The sequence below is a fragment of the Chloroflexus islandicus genome, assembly GCF_001650695.1.
Classification (GTDB): domain Bacteria; phylum Chloroflexota; class Chloroflexia; order Chloroflexales; family Chloroflexaceae; genus Chloroflexus; species Chloroflexus islandicus.
Map to the genome: position 1 here is coordinate 32,865 of NZ_LWQS01000037.1, position 15,818 is coordinate 48,682.

Here is a 15,818-nt window from a genome sequence, read left to right on the forward strand (position 1 = left end):
AGGCAGGCGACGATGGCAGTGACAACCAGTTCTCCTCAAGCGCAGGTCTATGCGCGCACCGTCTTCTTCGACCGCCTGCGCAAGTATCTCTTCTTCGCCATGCTGGCCTTCTGGGCCGCGCTCTCGGTGGCGCCGCTCTACTTTACGCTGGTCTTCTCGTTCAAGCCGGTGGCCGATGTCTATACGCCGCCGATCTGGGCGCCGATTCCATTCACCCTTGATAACTACATCACCATTCTCGGTACCTTCCAGCTCTTCCCGCGCTGGGTGTGGAACAGCGTCTTTATCTCGGTGATCGTTACCGCCTTCCGCGTCCTTTTCTGCGCGATGGCCGGCTACGCCTTCGCACGGATCGAGTTCCCGCTCAAGAGCTTCTGGTTCAACCTGCTCTTGATCTCGATGATGATGCCGGGGGTGGTCACGCTCATCCCGTCGTTCCTGATCATCGGGCCGGGCCTGATCCGCGGCGGCTTGCAACTGGGTGATCTGCGCATCCCGACCGGCTTTGGCCTGATCGACAACCCGTGGGGCGTGATTCTGCCCGGCATGGCCGACGCCTTCGGCGTCTTTATGATGACCCAGTTCTACAAGTCGTTCCCCAAAGAGCTGGAAGAGGCAGCGATGATGGACGGTTCGGGCCGCTGGGGCACCTTCTTCCGCATCGTGCTGCCGATCAGCCAGACCCAGTTGATTACGCTCGCCCTGCTCACCTTCCAAGGAGCGTGGAATAACTTTATGTGGCCGCTGCTGGTGTTGCGCTCACCCGAACAGTTCACACTGCCGATCGGGTTGCAGTGGTTCCGCGGCGAGTACTACACGCTCTATTCGGTCATTCTGGCCGGTTCGATCTTTAACACGCTGCCCATCCTGATCATCTTCTTCGTCTTCCAGCAATACTTCGTGCGCAGCATTGCCGCCACCGGCTCGAAAGAGGGGTAAACGAGCGGCTTGACACACAGGTGAACTATGTGGATCCTTTCTGAAGACACCTTCGACCCAGCCAAACAGCACCACAAAGAGACGATCTTCACGATCGGCAACGGCTATCTCTCGACCCGCGGCGCATTCGAGGAGGGCTATCCCAACGACCGCCGCGCCACCTTTATCCACGGCGTCTTCGACGACGCGCCGATCGTGGTCACGGAGCTGGCCAACGCACCCGACTGGCTCGCGCTGCACGTCGTGCTCGACGGTGAGAAGTTCTCGCTCGCGACGGGCACAATTCTCGCCTACCGGCGCGAACTCGATTTGCAGAGCGGCGTGCTGCGGCGCGAGGTGCGCTGGCGTTCGCCGCAGGGCCGGGTGGCGACGCTGATCTTCACCCGCTTCGCGTCACTGGCCGACGAACACCTGCTGGCGCTGCGCTGCGAGATCATCCCCGAATTTGACGGGCAGGTCGAGCTGCGCGCCGCCATTAACGGCCAGATGGATAACGAAGGGTTGCTGCACTGGCGTCCGCTCGCCCAAGGCCAGCTCGCCGATGGCACGGTCTTTTTGCGCACCCGCACCCGCAAGAGCGGGATTGAAGTGGCGCTAGCAATGCGCCTGATCGGCGATGCCTCTCAAACCGCCTTCTGGGATGCCGAGAATGTGCCGACGCTGCAACAGGTCTACCCGGCGCGGGCCGGCCAGCCGATCGTGGTGACGAAGTTGGTGGGGATTGCAACCTCGCGCGATGCTGCCGCACCGCTTGAGCTAGCCCACCGCCACGTCCAAGCCGCCACCGATTGGGAGAGTGCGCTAGCCGCGCAACGGCAGGCATGGGCGCGCGAGTGGGAACGCTGCCATGTCGTGATCGAAGGCGACGACGAAGCCGATCTAGCGGTGCGCTTCAGCATCTTCCAATTGCTAATCGCCGCCCCCCGCCGCGACAACCGGGTCAACATCGGCGCCAAAACCCTCTCTGGCTTTGGCTATCGCGGCCATGCCTTCTGGGACACCGAAATCTTCATGCTGCCGCTCTTCACCTACACCGCACCCGGCATCGCGCGCAATCTGCTCGACTACCGCTACCTCACCCTGCCGGCTGCCCGCGCCAAAGCGCGCGCCGCCGGCTACGAAGGCGCGTGGTACGCTTGGGAGAGCGCCGATACCGGCGACGAGGTGACGCCAACGTGGGTGCCGGATTTCCACGACAAAAAGAAGCTGGCCCGCGTCTGGACGGGTGATCTGGCGATTCACATCTCGGCGGATGTGGCCTACGCCGTGCAGCAGTTCTGGCAGGCTACCGGCGATGATGAGTGGTACATCGAGCGCGGGGCCGAGATCGTGCTCGACACAGCCAAATTCTTCGCCTCACGGGCCGAATGGCTGGCCGAGCGCGGCTGCTACGGCTACACCGACGTGATCGGCCCCGACGAATACCACGATCACGTTAACAACAACGCCTACACTAACCTGCTGGCCCAATGGAACCTGCGCGCCGGCCTTGAGACGCTGGCATGGCTCGATCAACATGCGCCGCACAAAGCCGCCGAGTTGCGCCAACGGCTCGATCTGACGCCGGAACGCTTACAGCACTGGCAGACGGTAGCCGAAAAGATGTGCCTCAACGTGAGCGCCAACGGCCTCATCGAGCAATTCGACGGCTTCTTCAAACTGAAGGATGTCAATCTCGCCGACTACGAACCGCGCACCAAATCGATGCACGAAATCTTCGGCATCGAGGGGGCCAACGAGTATCAGGCGATCAAGCAACCCGACGTGCTGATGCTGCAATTCCTCTTGCGCGAACAGTACAGCGACAGCCAGATTCGGGTCAATTACGACTACTACACCCCCCGCACCGACCACACCTACGGCTCGTCGCTCGGCCCGCCGATTCAGGCCATCGTCGCCTGCCAGATGGGTGACGTGGCCGAAGCCTACGAACACTTCATCCGGGCCGCGCGGGCCGACTTGCGCGACGTGCGCGGCAACGCTGGCGACGGCATCCATGCCGCATCAGCGGGCGGGGTCTGGCAAGCGGTAGTGTTTGGCTTTGGCGGGTTGCGTATCCACCCCGACGGCACGTGGGAAGTGCATCCGCGCCTGCCCAGTCACTGGCGGCGGTTGACCTACCGCTTCACCTTGCGCGGGCAAACCCACACCGTCACCTGCTACCCGGATGGCAGCTACACGATGGGCTAAGACACAGACGGTTAACGCAAAGACGCTAAGGTTTTTAACGCAAAGGCGCAGAGGTTTTTAACGCAAAGACGCAAAGGTATTTGAGGTTGGGTACAAGCGTGGTGATTCAAACAATCAAAAAACTCTTTGCGTCCTTGGCGTTCTTCGCGCCTTTGCGTTTGACTTCCTTTGCGTTCTCTGCGCCCTTCGCGCCTTTGCGTTTGACTTCCTTTGCGTTCTCTGCGCCGTGGATGACGAGGACTGCGTGATGTCGATCAAAGGATTCATCTTCGATCTTGACGGTGTACTCACCGACACCGCCGAATACCATTACCGGGCATGGAAACGGCTCGCCGATGAACTCGGCATTCCGTTCACCCGCGAAGAGAACGAAGCGCTGCGCGGCATTCCACGCCGCGAGTCGCTCTTGCTGCTGCTCAAAGGGCGCACCTTCCCCGAAGCGACGCTCAACGAGCTGATGGAGCGCAAAAACAGCTACTACCTCGAATACATTCGCGAAATCTCACCCCGCGATGTCTTGCCCGGCGCGCGCGAGCTGCTGAGCGAAATCCGCGCCGCCGGTCTGAAAGCGGCGCTCGGTTCAGCGAGCAAAAACGCGCGCGAAGTGATTGAGCGGCTCGGCATCGCCGGCCTGCTCGACGCGGTTGCCGACGGCTACAGCGTCACGCGGCAGAAACCGGCGCCTGACCTCTTCTTGCACGCAGCGGCACTACTTGGCTTAGCTCCGGCGGAATGCGTCGTGGTCGAAGATGCCGCAGCCGGCGTCGAAGCGGCGCTAGCCGGCGGCTTCACCGTGATCGGGATCGGCCCGCACGAGCGAGTGGGCAAAGCGCATGTCGTGCTACCCAATCTGGCCGGCGCGCGCCTCGCCGATCTGTTAGCGCGGTTGCCGATGCATGCATGACGCACCGGCGTACCTGAACAACGATGGGAAAGGAGCCGGACAGCCGTCCGGCTCTACGGTCTTCCCGTCTGCGGGTACAGATTGGAGCCGGACAGCCGTCCGGCTCTACATGTTTGGCGTTATCCCTCTTGCCAACCAGCGTACTTTCTGTCACACTGCTCTTGCTACCGTCATTCGGTCACAAGGAGCATCTGTTATGTCAGAACCGCTGGTTCTCACCTCTGAACAACCTCCTACTCGTCGTCCGGGGCTCTGGATAGCTGGTGTAGCAGTGTACATTCTGCTCATCAGCGTTGGCTCCAGTCTTGGCGGCGAGTTGGGCATCTTTACCACCGCCAGCTTCAACGCGCTGCCCTTCGTTGGGTTGGCTGTGCTAGCTTACTTCGCCGGTTCGCAGTTCAACTGGGCATGGATCGCCACCGGTTTGTGGTTGGCGCTCGTGCTCGGCTTGGCATCGCTCTACACATTTGGTCTCGGCGTGATTACCCTGCTCGATCTGCCGCCGGGAGGGCTTAATCCAGAACAACCGCCCAATCTCGCACCAGCCGATCTGCTCAGCATCGTGCTCTTCATCTTGGGCATCTTCACCGCTATCGGCATCGGCCTGTTCACCCTGTTGCCGCCAGTACGGCGAGGATTAGCGCGGGTGTTGCCGATCGATCCCGATTCATTTGTCCATGCCATCGCATTGATGGCAATTGTCAGCATCACCCTCATGATGTTTGTGCCGCTGCTGATCACCGGCGAACCGCCCTTGCTAGCGCTGGTCAACACCATCGGCGGCTCAGAGCTGAGTGATCTGAGCGCTGATGAACAGTTACGCAGCCAGCTTTACGGCTTGGTCTGGACGATCCCGGCGGCGTTTCTGGCGGTTGGCTTTGGCATTCGCCGCAATCTGGCCGCGACCCTAGAACGGCTAGGGTTGGTACGCCCGACGCTGCGCCATCTGCTCATCGGGCTTGGGGTCGGGGTGGGATTGGCCGGGTTAATGTCGCTCGCCCTGCCGCTGATGGACTCGCTCTGGCAAGCGCTCGGCTGGCCAACCACCGACGAAGAAGCCTTCGGCGAACTGATGGCTTTCGCGATTAGCCCGATCGGGGCGCTGGTGATTGGCGTGACGGCTGGCCTTGGCGAAGAGTTAGGTGTGCGTGGCGTCTTGCAGCCGCGACTGGGGATCTGGCTCTCGAACCTCTTCTTCACCAGCCTGCACGCGTTTCAGTACCACTGGGACGCACTGCTGGTGGTGTTTGTGATTGGGATGGCATGCGGCATAGTGCGCAAGCATACCAACACCACCACCGCCGCAATCGTGCATGGAGTGTACAACTTCATTATGGTGATGCTGGCGGTAGTAACTAGCTCGTAACGGCGTTGCCGCGACACTTTTGTCACACTTTTGTTGTTGCTTATTCACGCGCTCCTTCCACCATAAAGCTGGCGAGATAATCCGCCGCATTCCTCGCGATGTGAAAGGAGAGCGTGATATGGCAGAGCAGACAATGCAGACGAGCGCATCACCCACTACACGTTGGGGACGCTGGCTCATCGGAGGCGTGTTGTATCTGGCGCTGCTCGCCACCGGTTTGCGCATTGGCGGCGAGTTGAGCGTCTTTGTGAGCGCAAGTCTCAATGTCTTACCGTTTGTTGGGCTGGCAATCCTCGCCTATTTCGCCGGTACGCGCTTCAATTGGGCATGGGTCATGAGCGGGATCTGGTTAGTGCTATTGATCGGCGTGATAACAATGTACGCCGCTGGCATAACCATGGCTGTTCTCCTTAATTTCACGCCTGATAATCTCAACCCGCCTGATCCCAGCGATCCCGCCTTCCTCACCCGGTTGCAAGCCGCCAACATTCCCGGCCTTATGCTCAGTTTTATCGGCGTGATCGGTATCAGCAGCTTGCCCCTCATCCCAGCGATCCGGCGCATCATTGCTCGCTTCATACCAATTGATCCGTCATCGTGGCTCCATACCGTGGCCCTCATCGCCGTAATATCTGTTACATTGATCATGTTCATACCATTGTTTATCGTTGGTGAACCGCCGTTGCTGATGTTCATACGGCAAACCAACGGTGAAGTACCGTCCGAGCTGAGTGATGAAGTGCAGTTGCGCGCGCAAATCTATAGCCTGATCTGGAATATTCCGGCAGCATTGCTCGCAGTGGGGTTCGGCGTCCGCCGCAACCTAGTTGAGACCTTGACCCGGCTTGGGCTAATGCGCCCAACCCTAAGCCAGCTTGCAATGAGCGCTGGTGCCGGCTTGGTGATGGCTGTCATCGTCTATGTAGGCATGCCATTTCAGCTTTCCCTTTGGCAGATGTTGGGATGGCCTACGACGGATCATGAGTCGTTTGCTAAGCTCTTAGCTTTCGCGCTCAGCCCAATTGGGGCGGTTGTGGTTGGCGTGACTGCCGGCTTGGGTGAAGAGCTGGCCATCCGTGGCGTCTTGCAGCCGCGGATGGGTCTCTGGCTCTCGAATCTCTTCTTCACGAGCTTGCATGCCTTTCAGTACCACTGGGATGCGCTATTGATAGTATTTACGGTTGGTCTTGTCTGCGGGATCATACGCAATCGTTTCAACACGACGACTGCGGCAATTGTCCATGGTGTGTATAACTGTGCACTGATCTTGATGAGCATCACGTTCGCGTGAGCGCTGAGGTTGCACAGCAGGTTTGTAGGAGCTCGTCCGTTCACAATATGGCATTAGGTTTGTAGAGTGCGACAGTTCGCCTGTCGCACTCTGCCCATCGTCAATGAGCCTGCGAGCAATTATGGCCACCATCCTGATTGTCGAAGACGAACGCGAACTAGCCCTCTTGTTGCGGCAACGCCTTGAAAGTGAAGGGCACACTGCACTCGTCGTCTATGATGGCCCAACTGCGCTAGCGCTAGCCGGACAACATCAGATTGATTTAGTCATTCTCGATTGGATGTTGCCCGGTCTCGATGGGTTGACGGTTATGCGCCGTTTGCGCGAGCGTTCGCCAGTGCCGGTCTTAATGCTGACAGCGCGTTCCGAGGAAGTTGATCGGGTGCTAGGGCTTGAAATTGGCGCCGATGATTATGTCACCAAGCCATTTAGCTTGCGCGAATTGTTAGCTCGTGTACACTCCATTCTACGCCGAGTCGAGTTGCTACGGCAACCACCGGCAGCGCCTCTTATTCGGATCGGTGATCTCACGATCGAACAAGAGGCGCGCCGGGTGACAATCGCCGGTACATCGGTTGAATTAACCGTTAAAGAATTTGACCTCCTCTGCCTGCTCGCCGCCCATCCCGGTCGCAGCTTCAGCCGCTCATACTTGCTTGATCGGATTTGGGGCATCGAGTACGACGGCAGCGATCGCACCGTCGATACCCATATTGTCCGCTTGCGCCGCAAACTTGGCGCGCTAGGAGAACGGATTGTCACGGTATGGGGCGTGGGATACCGCTTCGAGCCATAAAAGACTACCTCTTGCGCCGGGTTGGGTTCTGGCAATCGCTCGGCGAGGTGGCGGCGCTCGGCAGCGGCCTCGCGCTGCTCCCGTATCTGTTCTTCGGCAAAACATGGCCACTACTGGCCGATACAATCGCCTTTCTCAACCTCATCGCCTATGTCTACGGCGCTTGGCGTCTACAACCGGTCGCCGCTCCATGGCCAGTGCGCATTGGGCGATTTGTGCTCTGGTGCGGCCTGTTAGCCATCCTTTCCGGAACAATCACATGGCTTACCCTAGGATGGCTCGATGAGCGTAGTCTGCTCATGCGTGATATGGTTGATCTGCCGGCATACGCATCGCCGGCCCTGCTGATCATCAATGCGTTTTTGCTCGCGCTCGGCGCCACCGGCGTGCCCCGCTTCCTGATCACGATCTGGACGCTAGGCCGGCGCCATTTGCGCTGGCAACTGACTTTTGGCGCGCTATTGATTGCCGCGCTGACCAATCTCTGTATGCCGGTGGTCATGTTTGCCACCATTGCCGCCTTCAGTTTGGGAACGATCCCGGTCGTCATGCCGCTGGATCAGGCCGCAACCTTGCTGCGTGAGGCGCTCGCCACCCTGCCGGATGATGCCGAACCGCCGGCAGTGCAAGCCATGGTCGAAGGCTTATACAACGATACCACCCGCTTACCGGTTGATGAGGCGGCTCCATTTGCAGCCGCAGAAATGTGGGGGTTGCGCCGGATCAGCGTGCTCACCATCGACGGCACGATCATTGCCAGCGCCGGTGAAACGCCACTCCCAGCGGCCATGCCGCTGCCCCCGGCCATCGCCGAAACCATCCAAGCCATTCGCGCCGCTGCTCTGCAAACGGGCCAGTGTGTCACCGGCTATCCCCGCTCCGGCAGTTTGAGTGATGTTGCGGTCTGCCCGCTCAGTGCCAACCGGCTCGTGCTGATAGAACGGCAGATCGGGATGGTCGAGCAACTTGGCGCCAGTCTTGGCCGGATGGTAGCCAGTGTCTTGGTCAACCTGAGTCTGAGCTGGAGTATTATCGCCATTGTTATTGCTCTGATCATTCCGATTGCCTTCACGATCAGCTACTTCTTTGCCCGCCGCCTCACGACGCGACTTGAGCGCTTGGCTACTGCCACCCACGCGCTCGCCAGCGGCCAGAGCGAGACAGTTACGCCATTAGCCACCGGTGATGACGAGGTTGGCCAACTCACTGCCGACTTCAACGCGATGGCCGCCCAATTGCGCGCGCGCGAGCAGGCGCTGCGCGCCGCCGCCGAACGCAACGAGCAGTTGCTGGCCGCCAACAAACGCCTCATCGCAAACGTCAGCCACGAGTTGCGCAACCCCATCGCCACCTTGCGCGCGCAGGTCGAGGCATTGGTCGAAGATTACGCCGGCCAACTCCCGGCGCGCGAACTCCATGTGATTGAACACGAGCTACAACGGCTTTCGACCCTGATCGAGGATCTGTTCACCCTCGCGCGCGCTGACGCGCACCAGCTCAAACTTGATCGAACAAAGGTCGATGTGGGCGCCCTCATCCAGCGTTTGATAGCAACCTACGCCCCTCTCGCCCGCCGGCTGCATCAGATTGAAGTCGTGTGTGAGATTGAACCAGCGATACCACCCATATTGGCCGACCCCCAGCGGCTGGAACAAGTCATGATCAACCTTGTTCAGAACGCATTGCGCTATACCCCGCCGGGAGGCATTGTGATGGTGATGGCCAAAAGTGAGGGTACACAGGTAGCGATCAGCGTGATCGACACCGGGCCGGGGATTGATCCCGCCGAACACGAACTAGTCTTCGAGCGATTTTATCGCGGCGACACATCACGCGCGCGGGCCACCGGCGGCGCCGGTCTTGGTTTGGCAATCGCGCTCGAGTTAGTGCGAGCTATGCAAGGCGATCTCACGCTCACCAATGCGCCGGGGCAAGGCGCTTGTTTTACCATCACCCTTCCAGCCACCACCATTACGGCACCTGATACGAGCTAACCAACCGGCCTTGCGCATCGAGCAAGTGCGCCGTGTCACCGCTGCGCCAAACCGGCGCGCGCTGATTCCAGTAAAAATCGCCAGTGGCCAGATTGCTCGTACCACTCCCGCTGTAGAGATAGACGTCTACTTCTGGTTGGAGGATAAATGCCGGAAAGGTAAAGGTAGGCCGTTCGGGGCGTGAAATATTCACAATCCGCCAACCTTCAATCGTAAGGTCGTTGTCTTCTTCACTTCTGAGGGTGATACGTTCGTCATTTAATGTGGTTGACGTGTTGGGATCGTAAGGTTCAATCAACAACGTCACCGCCAATCCAGCCGGCACAGATGTCGGTGTGCGTGCCGGCACACTACCAGCCGAGCCGGACGTAGCGGTAGGGGAGGGCGTACTAGTAGCCCGCGCCGGTGTGACTGTACTGCCCACTGTTGGCGTGAGCGTGCTCGTGCCCCGCGTGGTTGGCGTGGGCGTGCTCGTGCCACCTGCTGCCGGCGTGGGCGTGCTTGTGCCCCGCGTGGTTGGCGTGGGCGTTTGCGTCGGGCGTGGTACAGTGGCAATGCTGGTTGCGGTGGCGGTTGGAGAGGGTTGCGAATCCGGCTGGCTGGCGACCGGGGTATCGGTTGGCACGAGCGTTGCCATCGCCGGTAACGGCACCTCAACATAGCATAGCAGACTGGCGATCACCTGTTGGCTCGCCCGCACCCGCACCTCAACCGGGTAGATGCCGGGTGGTTCGTTGGTGCGCAGCGGAATCTGCCAACTGCCCGCCGCATCGCTAAACCCGCCGCCAACTGGTTGGCCGGCAAAGAACACGATCAACCCTTGCAGCGGCGGCGCATTCGCTCCGCTCAGGGTGACGATTTGGTTGCGTGGGCAAGCGATGGGGGTCGGTTGCGCGTACACCTGTTGCGCTGCCAATGCAATAGCACTGGCCAAAGCCAGCGTTGCCAAAAGGACGATCCAAAACCGGTAGTGCTGATGTGGCATGGGGTGTGATACAACTGATGTGGTGGGCGATAGTGGATTCGAACCACTGACCTCCACGATGTCAACGTGGCGCTCTAACCAACTGAGCTAATCGCCCATGCGTGCTTTATCCTACCATTGAATGCCGGGCCTGTCAAGCGGCCCTCTTTGTCATTGCGAGGGAGTGGCGGCCCTAGCGCAGCACAGGGCCGCCCGACCGAAGCAATCTCCCCCGTCAGCGGAGTGCATGCCTGTTCAGGCGCCTCCCCCACCCCGCCTGTCATTGCGAGGGCGCGCAGCGCCCGAAGCAATCTCCCGCTTCAGCGATACACAATGCCTGAGCGATCATCGTCCGTACTCGCGGGGGATTGCTTCGCCGCCTGCGGCGGCTCGCAAAGATAGAGGGTAAGCGGCGGCTCGCAAGGACAGAGGGGGAGCGGCGGCAGGGCATGTTGACAACAACGGGACAAACCGCACCCTTCTTGTCATTGCGAGGGAGTGGCGGCCCTAGCGCAGCGCAGGGCCGCCCGACCGAAGCAATCTCCCCCGTCAGCGGCACGCAATGCCTGTGCGGGGTGTCTCCGTGCTCGCAGGAGATTGCGTCGCCGCCTGCGGCGGCTCGCACTGACGAGAAAATATCAGCAAACTACGCTTACTTTCAGCAAAGACCACTATAATGTTATAGATACCATCATACGTCCATTCACAGCAACCGTTACAGCACAACCCGCTATGATCCCGAACGTTTTCGCGTTTTTGCGGCAATGCCAAACCTCATCGTATGAATGATCTCATCTTCCGCCTCGATCCGGCCTTACAGCACCTGCTGGCCCGCGCCGCCGAGATCGCGCCAACCATTGATGCCACCATCTGGCTTGTTGGCGGGGTCGTGCGCGACCTGTTGCTCGAATTACCTATCGGGCGCGATATTGACTTGGCCGTCGAGGGCGATGTGAACCAACTGGCGTCCATCTTGGCCGAAGCATGGGGCGGCCAGATCGCTGCCCGCCATCTGCCATTTGGCACGGTAACCATCGTTGTCGATCAATGGGTGATCGACCTTGCACAGACCCGCACCGAACGCTACCCGCATCCGGCAGTCTTGCCGGAAGTGCAACCGGCGCCGATTGCCCTCGATCTCCATCGCCGCGACTATAGCATTAATGCGATGGCCATCAGATTGGCAGCCGAACATGGCCGGCTCGTGCCGATGCCGCTGTTCGACCCGCTCGGCGGCGTCGCTGATCTCGCCGATCGCCGGCTGCGTCTCTTGCATAGCCAAAGTCTGCGTGATGACCCGACCCGTCTGTTGCGCGGCGTGCGCCTCGCTTCCCGCCTCAATCTCACCCCCGATGAAGCGACCGCGGCTCAGATCGCCGATGCGCTAAAGGCAGGATACTTGGCGCTATTGACGCCAGAACGGATCCAGACCGAATTGTGCCTGACCCTCGCTGAACCCGATCCGGCAGCGGTGGTGGCGCTAGCCGACCGCTGGGGCATGACCCACCAGCTCATCCCCGGTTTGCATTGGACGCCGGCGCTCGCTGATCGCTTGGCGCGCTATCGCCGCGACGAGTACGGTATTGCTCCGCTCGCGCCGGCTGAGGTGGTGATCGCCGGATTGCTGCTCTACGACCTCAGCGACGCTGAGCTGGCAATGGTTCTGCAACGCTACCATCTCCCGGCCACCATTCGCGACCTGATCAACGAACTCATCCGATTACGTCGCTTGACCGCTGCCATCACCGCTGCCGCTAGCCCAAGCGAACTTGACCACATATTACAACCGTATAGCGTCGCGACTATCGCTGTGCTACACTACGCGACAGATACACCCATTCCGCAGCTCACGGCGCGCTATCTGCGCGAATGGCGCTTCCTGCGTCCGCCGCTCAACGGCGATGATTTGCGTGAATTGGGAGTAGCGCCGGGGCCGCAACTGGGCCGGTTATTGCGTGATCTGCGCGCCGCTGCACTCGATGGTTTGATTACCGATCGCATTGCCGCTGAACAATGGGTGCGACAACAATTAGCCGCTTCATCGAGTTGAACAAAGGAAACATCTGTGGATGCGATGCTGCAACTGTTGCGAGACTTAACCGAAGCTCCCGGCCCTTCCGGCTACGAAGGGCCGGTGCGTGAGGTGATGCGCCGCTATCTTGAGCCAATCAGCGAGATTGAGATCGACCATTTGGGCAGCATTATTGCCCGCCGCACCGGCCTCACCGATGGCCCGCGCATCGCGCTGGCCGCCCACCTCGACGAAATCGGCCTGATGGTCACGCGCATTACCGATGATGGCTTTCTCAAGTTTCAACCGCTGGGAGGCTGGTGGGATCACGTGTTGTTAGGGTTGCGCGTCGAAGTGCATACTCGCTCCGGCCCAATCATCGGCGTGATCGGCGTCAAACCGCCGCACATTTTGGGCAACGATGAACGTACCCGGCTGGTTGACAAGAAGGCGATGTACATTGATATCGGCGCTGCTTCGCGTGATGAGGCGGTGGCGTGGGGGGTGCGTCCCGGCGATCCCGTCGTGCCGGTGGGGCCATTCACCCCGATGCGCAACCCCGATCTGCTGCTGGCCAAAGCGTGGGATAACCGGGTTGGCTGTGCGATTGTAGTCGAGACGTTACGTCGCTTGGCCGGCGAACAACACCCCAATATTGTCTTCGGCATCGGCAACGCTCAAGAAGAAGTTGGTTTGCGCGGCGCGGCTACCACGACCTATATCACCAAACCCGACATCGGCTTCGCGATCGACACCGCCATCGCCGGCGATATGCCCGGCGTCGGCGCCGATGACGCTATGAGCCGGCTTGGTCAGGGGCCGGCCATCCTCTTGATCGACGGTTCGATGATCGCGCACGCCGGTCTGCGCCATCTCGTGATCGATGTCGCTGCCGAAGAAGGCATTCCACTCCAGTTCGATCTCATGCCCGGCGGCGGCACCGACGGCGGCAGGATGCACATCTTTGGCAGCGGCGTACCCACCGTGGTCATCGGGCCGCCGGTGCGCTATATCCACTCGGCATCAGCAATCGTTCATCGCCGCGACATCGAGCAAACGGTGCAATTACTCTTGGCACTGATTCGCCGGCTCGATAACGAGACCGTGCAGCGGCTACAAACGGGGATGTAAGCGATGGCCTTCATACGCATCCTTCAGGTTCGCCTCCCGCTTTGGGTAACGGGCTTTTTCTTGTTCATAACACTGATCGGCGGCCTCAGCGGCGGCATCTGGCTCGGCATCTGGCTCAGCCGGCCCCAAACCGTCAGCGCCTGCCCTGAAACCGAAACCATCTGCGCTGACTTTGCCGTCTTTTGGGATGTGTGGCGTTTAGCCCGCGAACGGTACGTTGATCCGGCTGCCGCCGACCCGGCCCGCATGCTCGAAGGCGCCGTCGATGGCATGCTGGCAACGCTCGGCGACGAAGGCCATACCCGCTTTCTCACCGCCGCTGAGGCCGCCCAATGGCAAGAGTCGCTCAGCGGCGAGTTTGAAGGCATTGGTATTTACGTCGGTGAGCGCAATGGTACATTGCTGATTTTGTCACTGATCGAGGGATCGCCAGCCGCTGCTTCCGGTCTCCGCGCCGGCGACCGCATCTTGTCGGTTGATGGTGCTGCCGTTGATGGCTGGACGATCGATCAATTAGTGGCGCGAGTGCGTGGCCCAGCCGGCACGCCGGTTACGCTTGAAGTAAGCCGGCCTGATACCGAGCCGTTGCGGTTTACCATCACGCGGGCCAAAATCACTGCGCCAAGCGTCAGTTGGGCGATGCTGCCCAATCAGATCGCCCTCATCCGTATCACCTCGTTCGACGAGCAGGCAGCCAGCGGCTTGCGCAAAGCGCTCACCGAAGCCAAAGCTGCCGGCGCGCAGCGGCTGATACTCGATCTGCGCAACAATCCGGGCGGGTTGCTCAGCGCCTTGATCACCATTGCCGGCGAATTTTTGCCGGCAGACACACCGGTACTGATCGAACGCAACCGTGATGGCTCGCAGCGCGTGACCACCACCCGCGCAGCGGGCATTGCCCAAGATCTGCCGCTGGTCGTGCTGATCAACGGCGGTTCGGCCAGCGCCGCCGAGATTCTGGCCGGCGCGTTGCAAGATGCCGGCAGAGCGGTTTTGGTGGGGGAAACAACAGTCGGTACCGGTACCGTCCTCACCCCGTTTCGACTGAGCGGCGGGGCGCAACTGCTGCTCGGCACGCAAGAGTGGCGAACGCCGGCGGGTCGCCAAATTCGCGGCAAAGGCATCGAACCGGATCAGGCGGTGGCCCAGCCGCTTGACGCGCCGATCTTGCTGCCAGCCGAAGCGCGCAACCTGAGCGCCGAAGCGTTGGCTGCGAGCGGCGATGTGCAACTGTTGGCAGCCATTGCCGCCCTCCAACGCGAGTAGAAGCAGCGCAGTAGAGCCGGACGGCTGTCCGGCTCCCCCAAAGCCGCAAAGCGAGCAAAGCCGCAGAGATTCTTAAACGCAAAGGCGCAAAGCACGCAGAGGGCGCAAAGGGAGTTGGAATAACCCTCGCCCTCTGCGACCTCTGCGGTCTTTTTTGTGCTTCTTGTGTCTTTTTGTAGCTATTCCCCGCCCCAGCGGGGGAGGGGTTTAGGGGGTGGGGGCAACCGTCAAGCCGCAAAGGGGGTAAAGGCGCAGAGATTCGTAACGCAAAGCCGCAAAGCACGCAGAGGGCGCAAAGGGAGTTGGAATAACCCTCGCCCTCTGCGGTCTTTTTTGTGCTTCTTGTGTCTTTTTGTGGCTATTCCCGCCCCAGCGGGGAAGGGGTTTAGGGGGTGGGGGCCAACAGCACCAGCCGCAAGCCACAGTAGAGCCGAACGGGCCGTCCGGCTCCGCCGAGCCGCCAAGCGCGCAAAGGCGCAGAGAGGTTGGGTACGAGTCTCACCCTCCGCGTCCTCTGCGCCCTCTGCGGTAAAAAACCTCTCGCCAACCCAACGCTAAAAACAACACCAGCCGGCAATTGCCGGCTGGTGTTGTTTCCGCCTTCTGGCGGGCCCGACGGGATTCGAACCCGCGACCTCCACCTTGACAGGGTGGCATCCTAACCGCTAGACGACGGGCCCATTGGTGACCCCAGCGGGATTCGAACCCGCGATCTCCACCTTGAGAGGGTGGCGTCCTAGGCCGCTAGACGATGGGGCCAACCCGCTCAACACGCTTGGGAGTATACCACAGGTTTGGAAATAATGCAAATCGGCCCATGGGCGTGGCGGGTAGGGGCAACGCATGCGTAGGCAACGCGTGCGTTGCCCCTACCCGCCCCATTACTCCAGTCATCCCCATTCTATCCAAACACGTGACCGCAGATTAGCCGGTAGCTACTTCTAGCCATCCTCATCGCATTCTATT

General features: G+C 60.4%; 11 protein-coding genes and 3 tRNA genes. 10 read left to right on the top strand and 4 right to left on the bottom strand.

Translation table 11 applies throughout. The features are described from left to right. The first annotated feature begins 12 nt into the window (after window positions 1-12). The 7 genes from A6A03_RS04070 to A6A03_RS04100 all read left to right on the top strand — a co-directional run bounded on the left by A6A03_RS04070 (window position 13) and on the right by A6A03_RS04100 (window position 9,480). Complete coding sequence (locus A6A03_RS04070) at window positions 13-939, top strand: carbohydrate ABC transporter permease (protein WP_066783814.1); 927 nt, start codon at window positions 13-15, stop codon at window positions 937-939. A gap of 27 nt (window positions 940-966) precedes the next feature. Then, on the top strand, window positions 967-3,129 hold the full coding sequence (locus A6A03_RS04075; protein ID WP_066783816.1) for a glycoside hydrolase family 65 protein: 2,163 nt from the start codon (window positions 967-969) through the stop codon (window positions 3,127-3,129). A gap of 247 nt (window positions 3,130-3,376) precedes the next feature. Beyond that, window positions 3,377-4,033 (top strand): beta-phosphoglucomutase, encoded by a 657-nt coding sequence (gene pgmB, locus A6A03_RS21130; protein WP_066783818.1) that lies wholly within the window; start codon window positions 3,377-3,379, stop codon window positions 4,031-4,033. Between the two features lie 196 nt (window positions 4,034-4,229). Further along, entirely contained in the window at window positions 4,230-5,399 is a 1,170-nt protein-coding gene (locus A6A03_RS04085; protein WP_066783819.1) for a CPBP family intramembrane glutamic endopeptidase, read from the top strand. 118 nt (window positions 5,400-5,517) lie between these two features. Then, window positions 5,518-6,690: a CPBP family intramembrane glutamic endopeptidase gene (locus A6A03_RS04090; RefSeq protein ID WP_066783821.1), complete on the top strand. Its 1,173-nt coding sequence runs from the start codon at window positions 5,518-5,520 to the stop codon at window positions 6,688-6,690. A 121-nt stretch (window positions 6,691-6,811) separates the two neighbouring features. Further along, window positions 6,812-7,486 (top strand): response regulator transcription factor, encoded by a 675-nt coding sequence (locus A6A03_RS04095; RefSeq protein ID WP_076798214.1) that lies wholly within the window; start codon window positions 6,812-6,814, stop codon window positions 7,484-7,486. Further along, window positions 7,456-9,480, top strand: a complete 2,025-nt coding sequence (locus A6A03_RS04100; RefSeq protein ID WP_066783825.1) for a sensor histidine kinase — start codon at window positions 7,456-7,458, stop codon at window positions 9,478-9,480. Before A6A03_RS04095 ends, A6A03_RS04100 begins: the two co-directional genes overlap by 31 nt. Here the strand turns inward: A6A03_RS04100 and A6A03_RS04105 are convergent. Together A6A03_RS04105 and A6A03_RS04110 are read right to left on the bottom strand one after the other, a co-directional pair. Continuing rightward, on the bottom strand, window positions 9,458-10,465 hold the full coding sequence (locus A6A03_RS04105; protein ID WP_066783826.1) for a lamin tail domain-containing protein: 1,008 nt from the start codon (window positions 10,463-10,465) through the stop codon (window positions 9,458-9,460). The two genes, A6A03_RS04100 and A6A03_RS04105, sit on opposite strands and share 23 nt — an antisense overlap. Window positions 10,466-10,485: 20 nt before the next feature. After that, window positions 10,486-10,562: transfer RNA gene (locus A6A03_RS04110), tRNA-Val, on the bottom strand. Between the two features lie 663 nt (window positions 10,563-11,225). Between A6A03_RS04110 and A6A03_RS04115 the strand changes: the two genes are divergently transcribed. The 3 genes from A6A03_RS04115 to A6A03_RS04125 are packed head-to-tail and all read left to right on the top strand — an operon-like array spanning window position 11,226 to window position 14,852. Beyond that, complete coding sequence (locus A6A03_RS04115) at window positions 11,226-12,494, top strand: CCA tRNA nucleotidyltransferase (RefSeq protein ID WP_066783829.1); 1,269 nt, start codon at window positions 11,226-11,228, stop codon at window positions 12,492-12,494. A 24-nt stretch (window positions 12,495-12,518) separates the two neighbouring features. Then, the gene (locus tag A6A03_RS04120) at window positions 12,519-13,586 is read left to right on the top strand and encodes a M42 family metallopeptidase (protein ID WP_245668830.1); all 1,068 of its coding nucleotides are present in this window, start codon (window positions 12,519-12,521) and stop codon (window positions 13,584-13,586) included. A gap of 60 nt (window positions 13,587-13,646) precedes the next feature. After that, window positions 13,647-14,852 (top strand): S41 family peptidase, encoded by a 1,206-nt coding sequence (locus A6A03_RS04125; RefSeq protein ID WP_245668819.1) that lies wholly within the window; start codon window positions 13,647-13,649, stop codon window positions 14,850-14,852. A gap of 604 nt (window positions 14,853-15,456) precedes the next feature. On the opposite strand, the gene A6A03_RS04130 is transcribed toward A6A03_RS04125, so the two are convergent. Together A6A03_RS04130 and A6A03_RS04135 are read right to left on the bottom strand one after the other, a co-directional pair. Further along, window positions 15,457-15,532 (bottom strand) — tRNA-Asp (locus A6A03_RS04130). A 2-nt stretch (window positions 15,533-15,534) separates the two neighbouring features. After that, a tRNA-Glu gene (locus A6A03_RS04135) sits at window positions 15,535-15,611 on the bottom strand. Between the last annotated feature and the right edge of the window lie 207 nt (window positions 15,612-15,818).

Bases quoted from the DNA above. Each gene is read 5' to 3' on its own strand.
- A6A03_RS04070 (WP_066783814.1), top strand. From the start codon at position 13: ATGGCAGTGACAACCAGTTCTCCTCAAGCGCAGGTCTATGCGCGCACC.
- A6A03_RS04085 (WP_066783819.1), top strand. From the start codon at position 4,230: ATGTCAGAACCGCTGGTTCTCACCTCTGAACAACCTCCTACTCGTCGT.
- A6A03_RS04100 (WP_066783825.1), top strand. From the start codon at position 7,456: ATGGGGCGTGGGATACCGCTTCGAGCCATAAAAGACTACCTCTTGCGC.
- A6A03_RS04105 (WP_066783826.1), bottom strand. From the start codon at position 10,465: ATGCCACATCAGCACTACCGGTTTTGGATCGTCCTTTTGGCAACGCTG.
- A6A03_RS04090 (WP_066783821.1), top strand. From the start codon at position 5,518: ATGGCAGAGCAGACAATGCAGACGAGCGCATCACCCACTACACGTTGG.
- A6A03_RS04075 (WP_066783816.1), top strand. From the start codon at position 967: ATGTGGATCCTTTCTGAAGACACCTTCGACCCAGCCAAACAGCACCAC.
- A6A03_RS04120 (WP_245668830.1), top strand. From the start codon at position 12,519: ATGCTGCAACTGTTGCGAGACTTAACCGAAGCTCCCGGCCCTTCCGGC.
- A6A03_RS04095 (WP_076798214.1), top strand. From the start codon at position 6,812: ATGGCCACCATCCTGATTGTCGAAGACGAACGCGAACTAGCCCTCTTG.
- A6A03_RS04115 (WP_066783829.1), top strand. From the start codon at position 11,226: ATGAATGATCTCATCTTCCGCCTCGATCCGGCCTTACAGCACCTGCTG.
- pgmB (WP_066783818.1), top strand. From the start codon at position 3,377: ATGTCGATCAAAGGATTCATCTTCGATCTTGACGGTGTACTCACCGAC.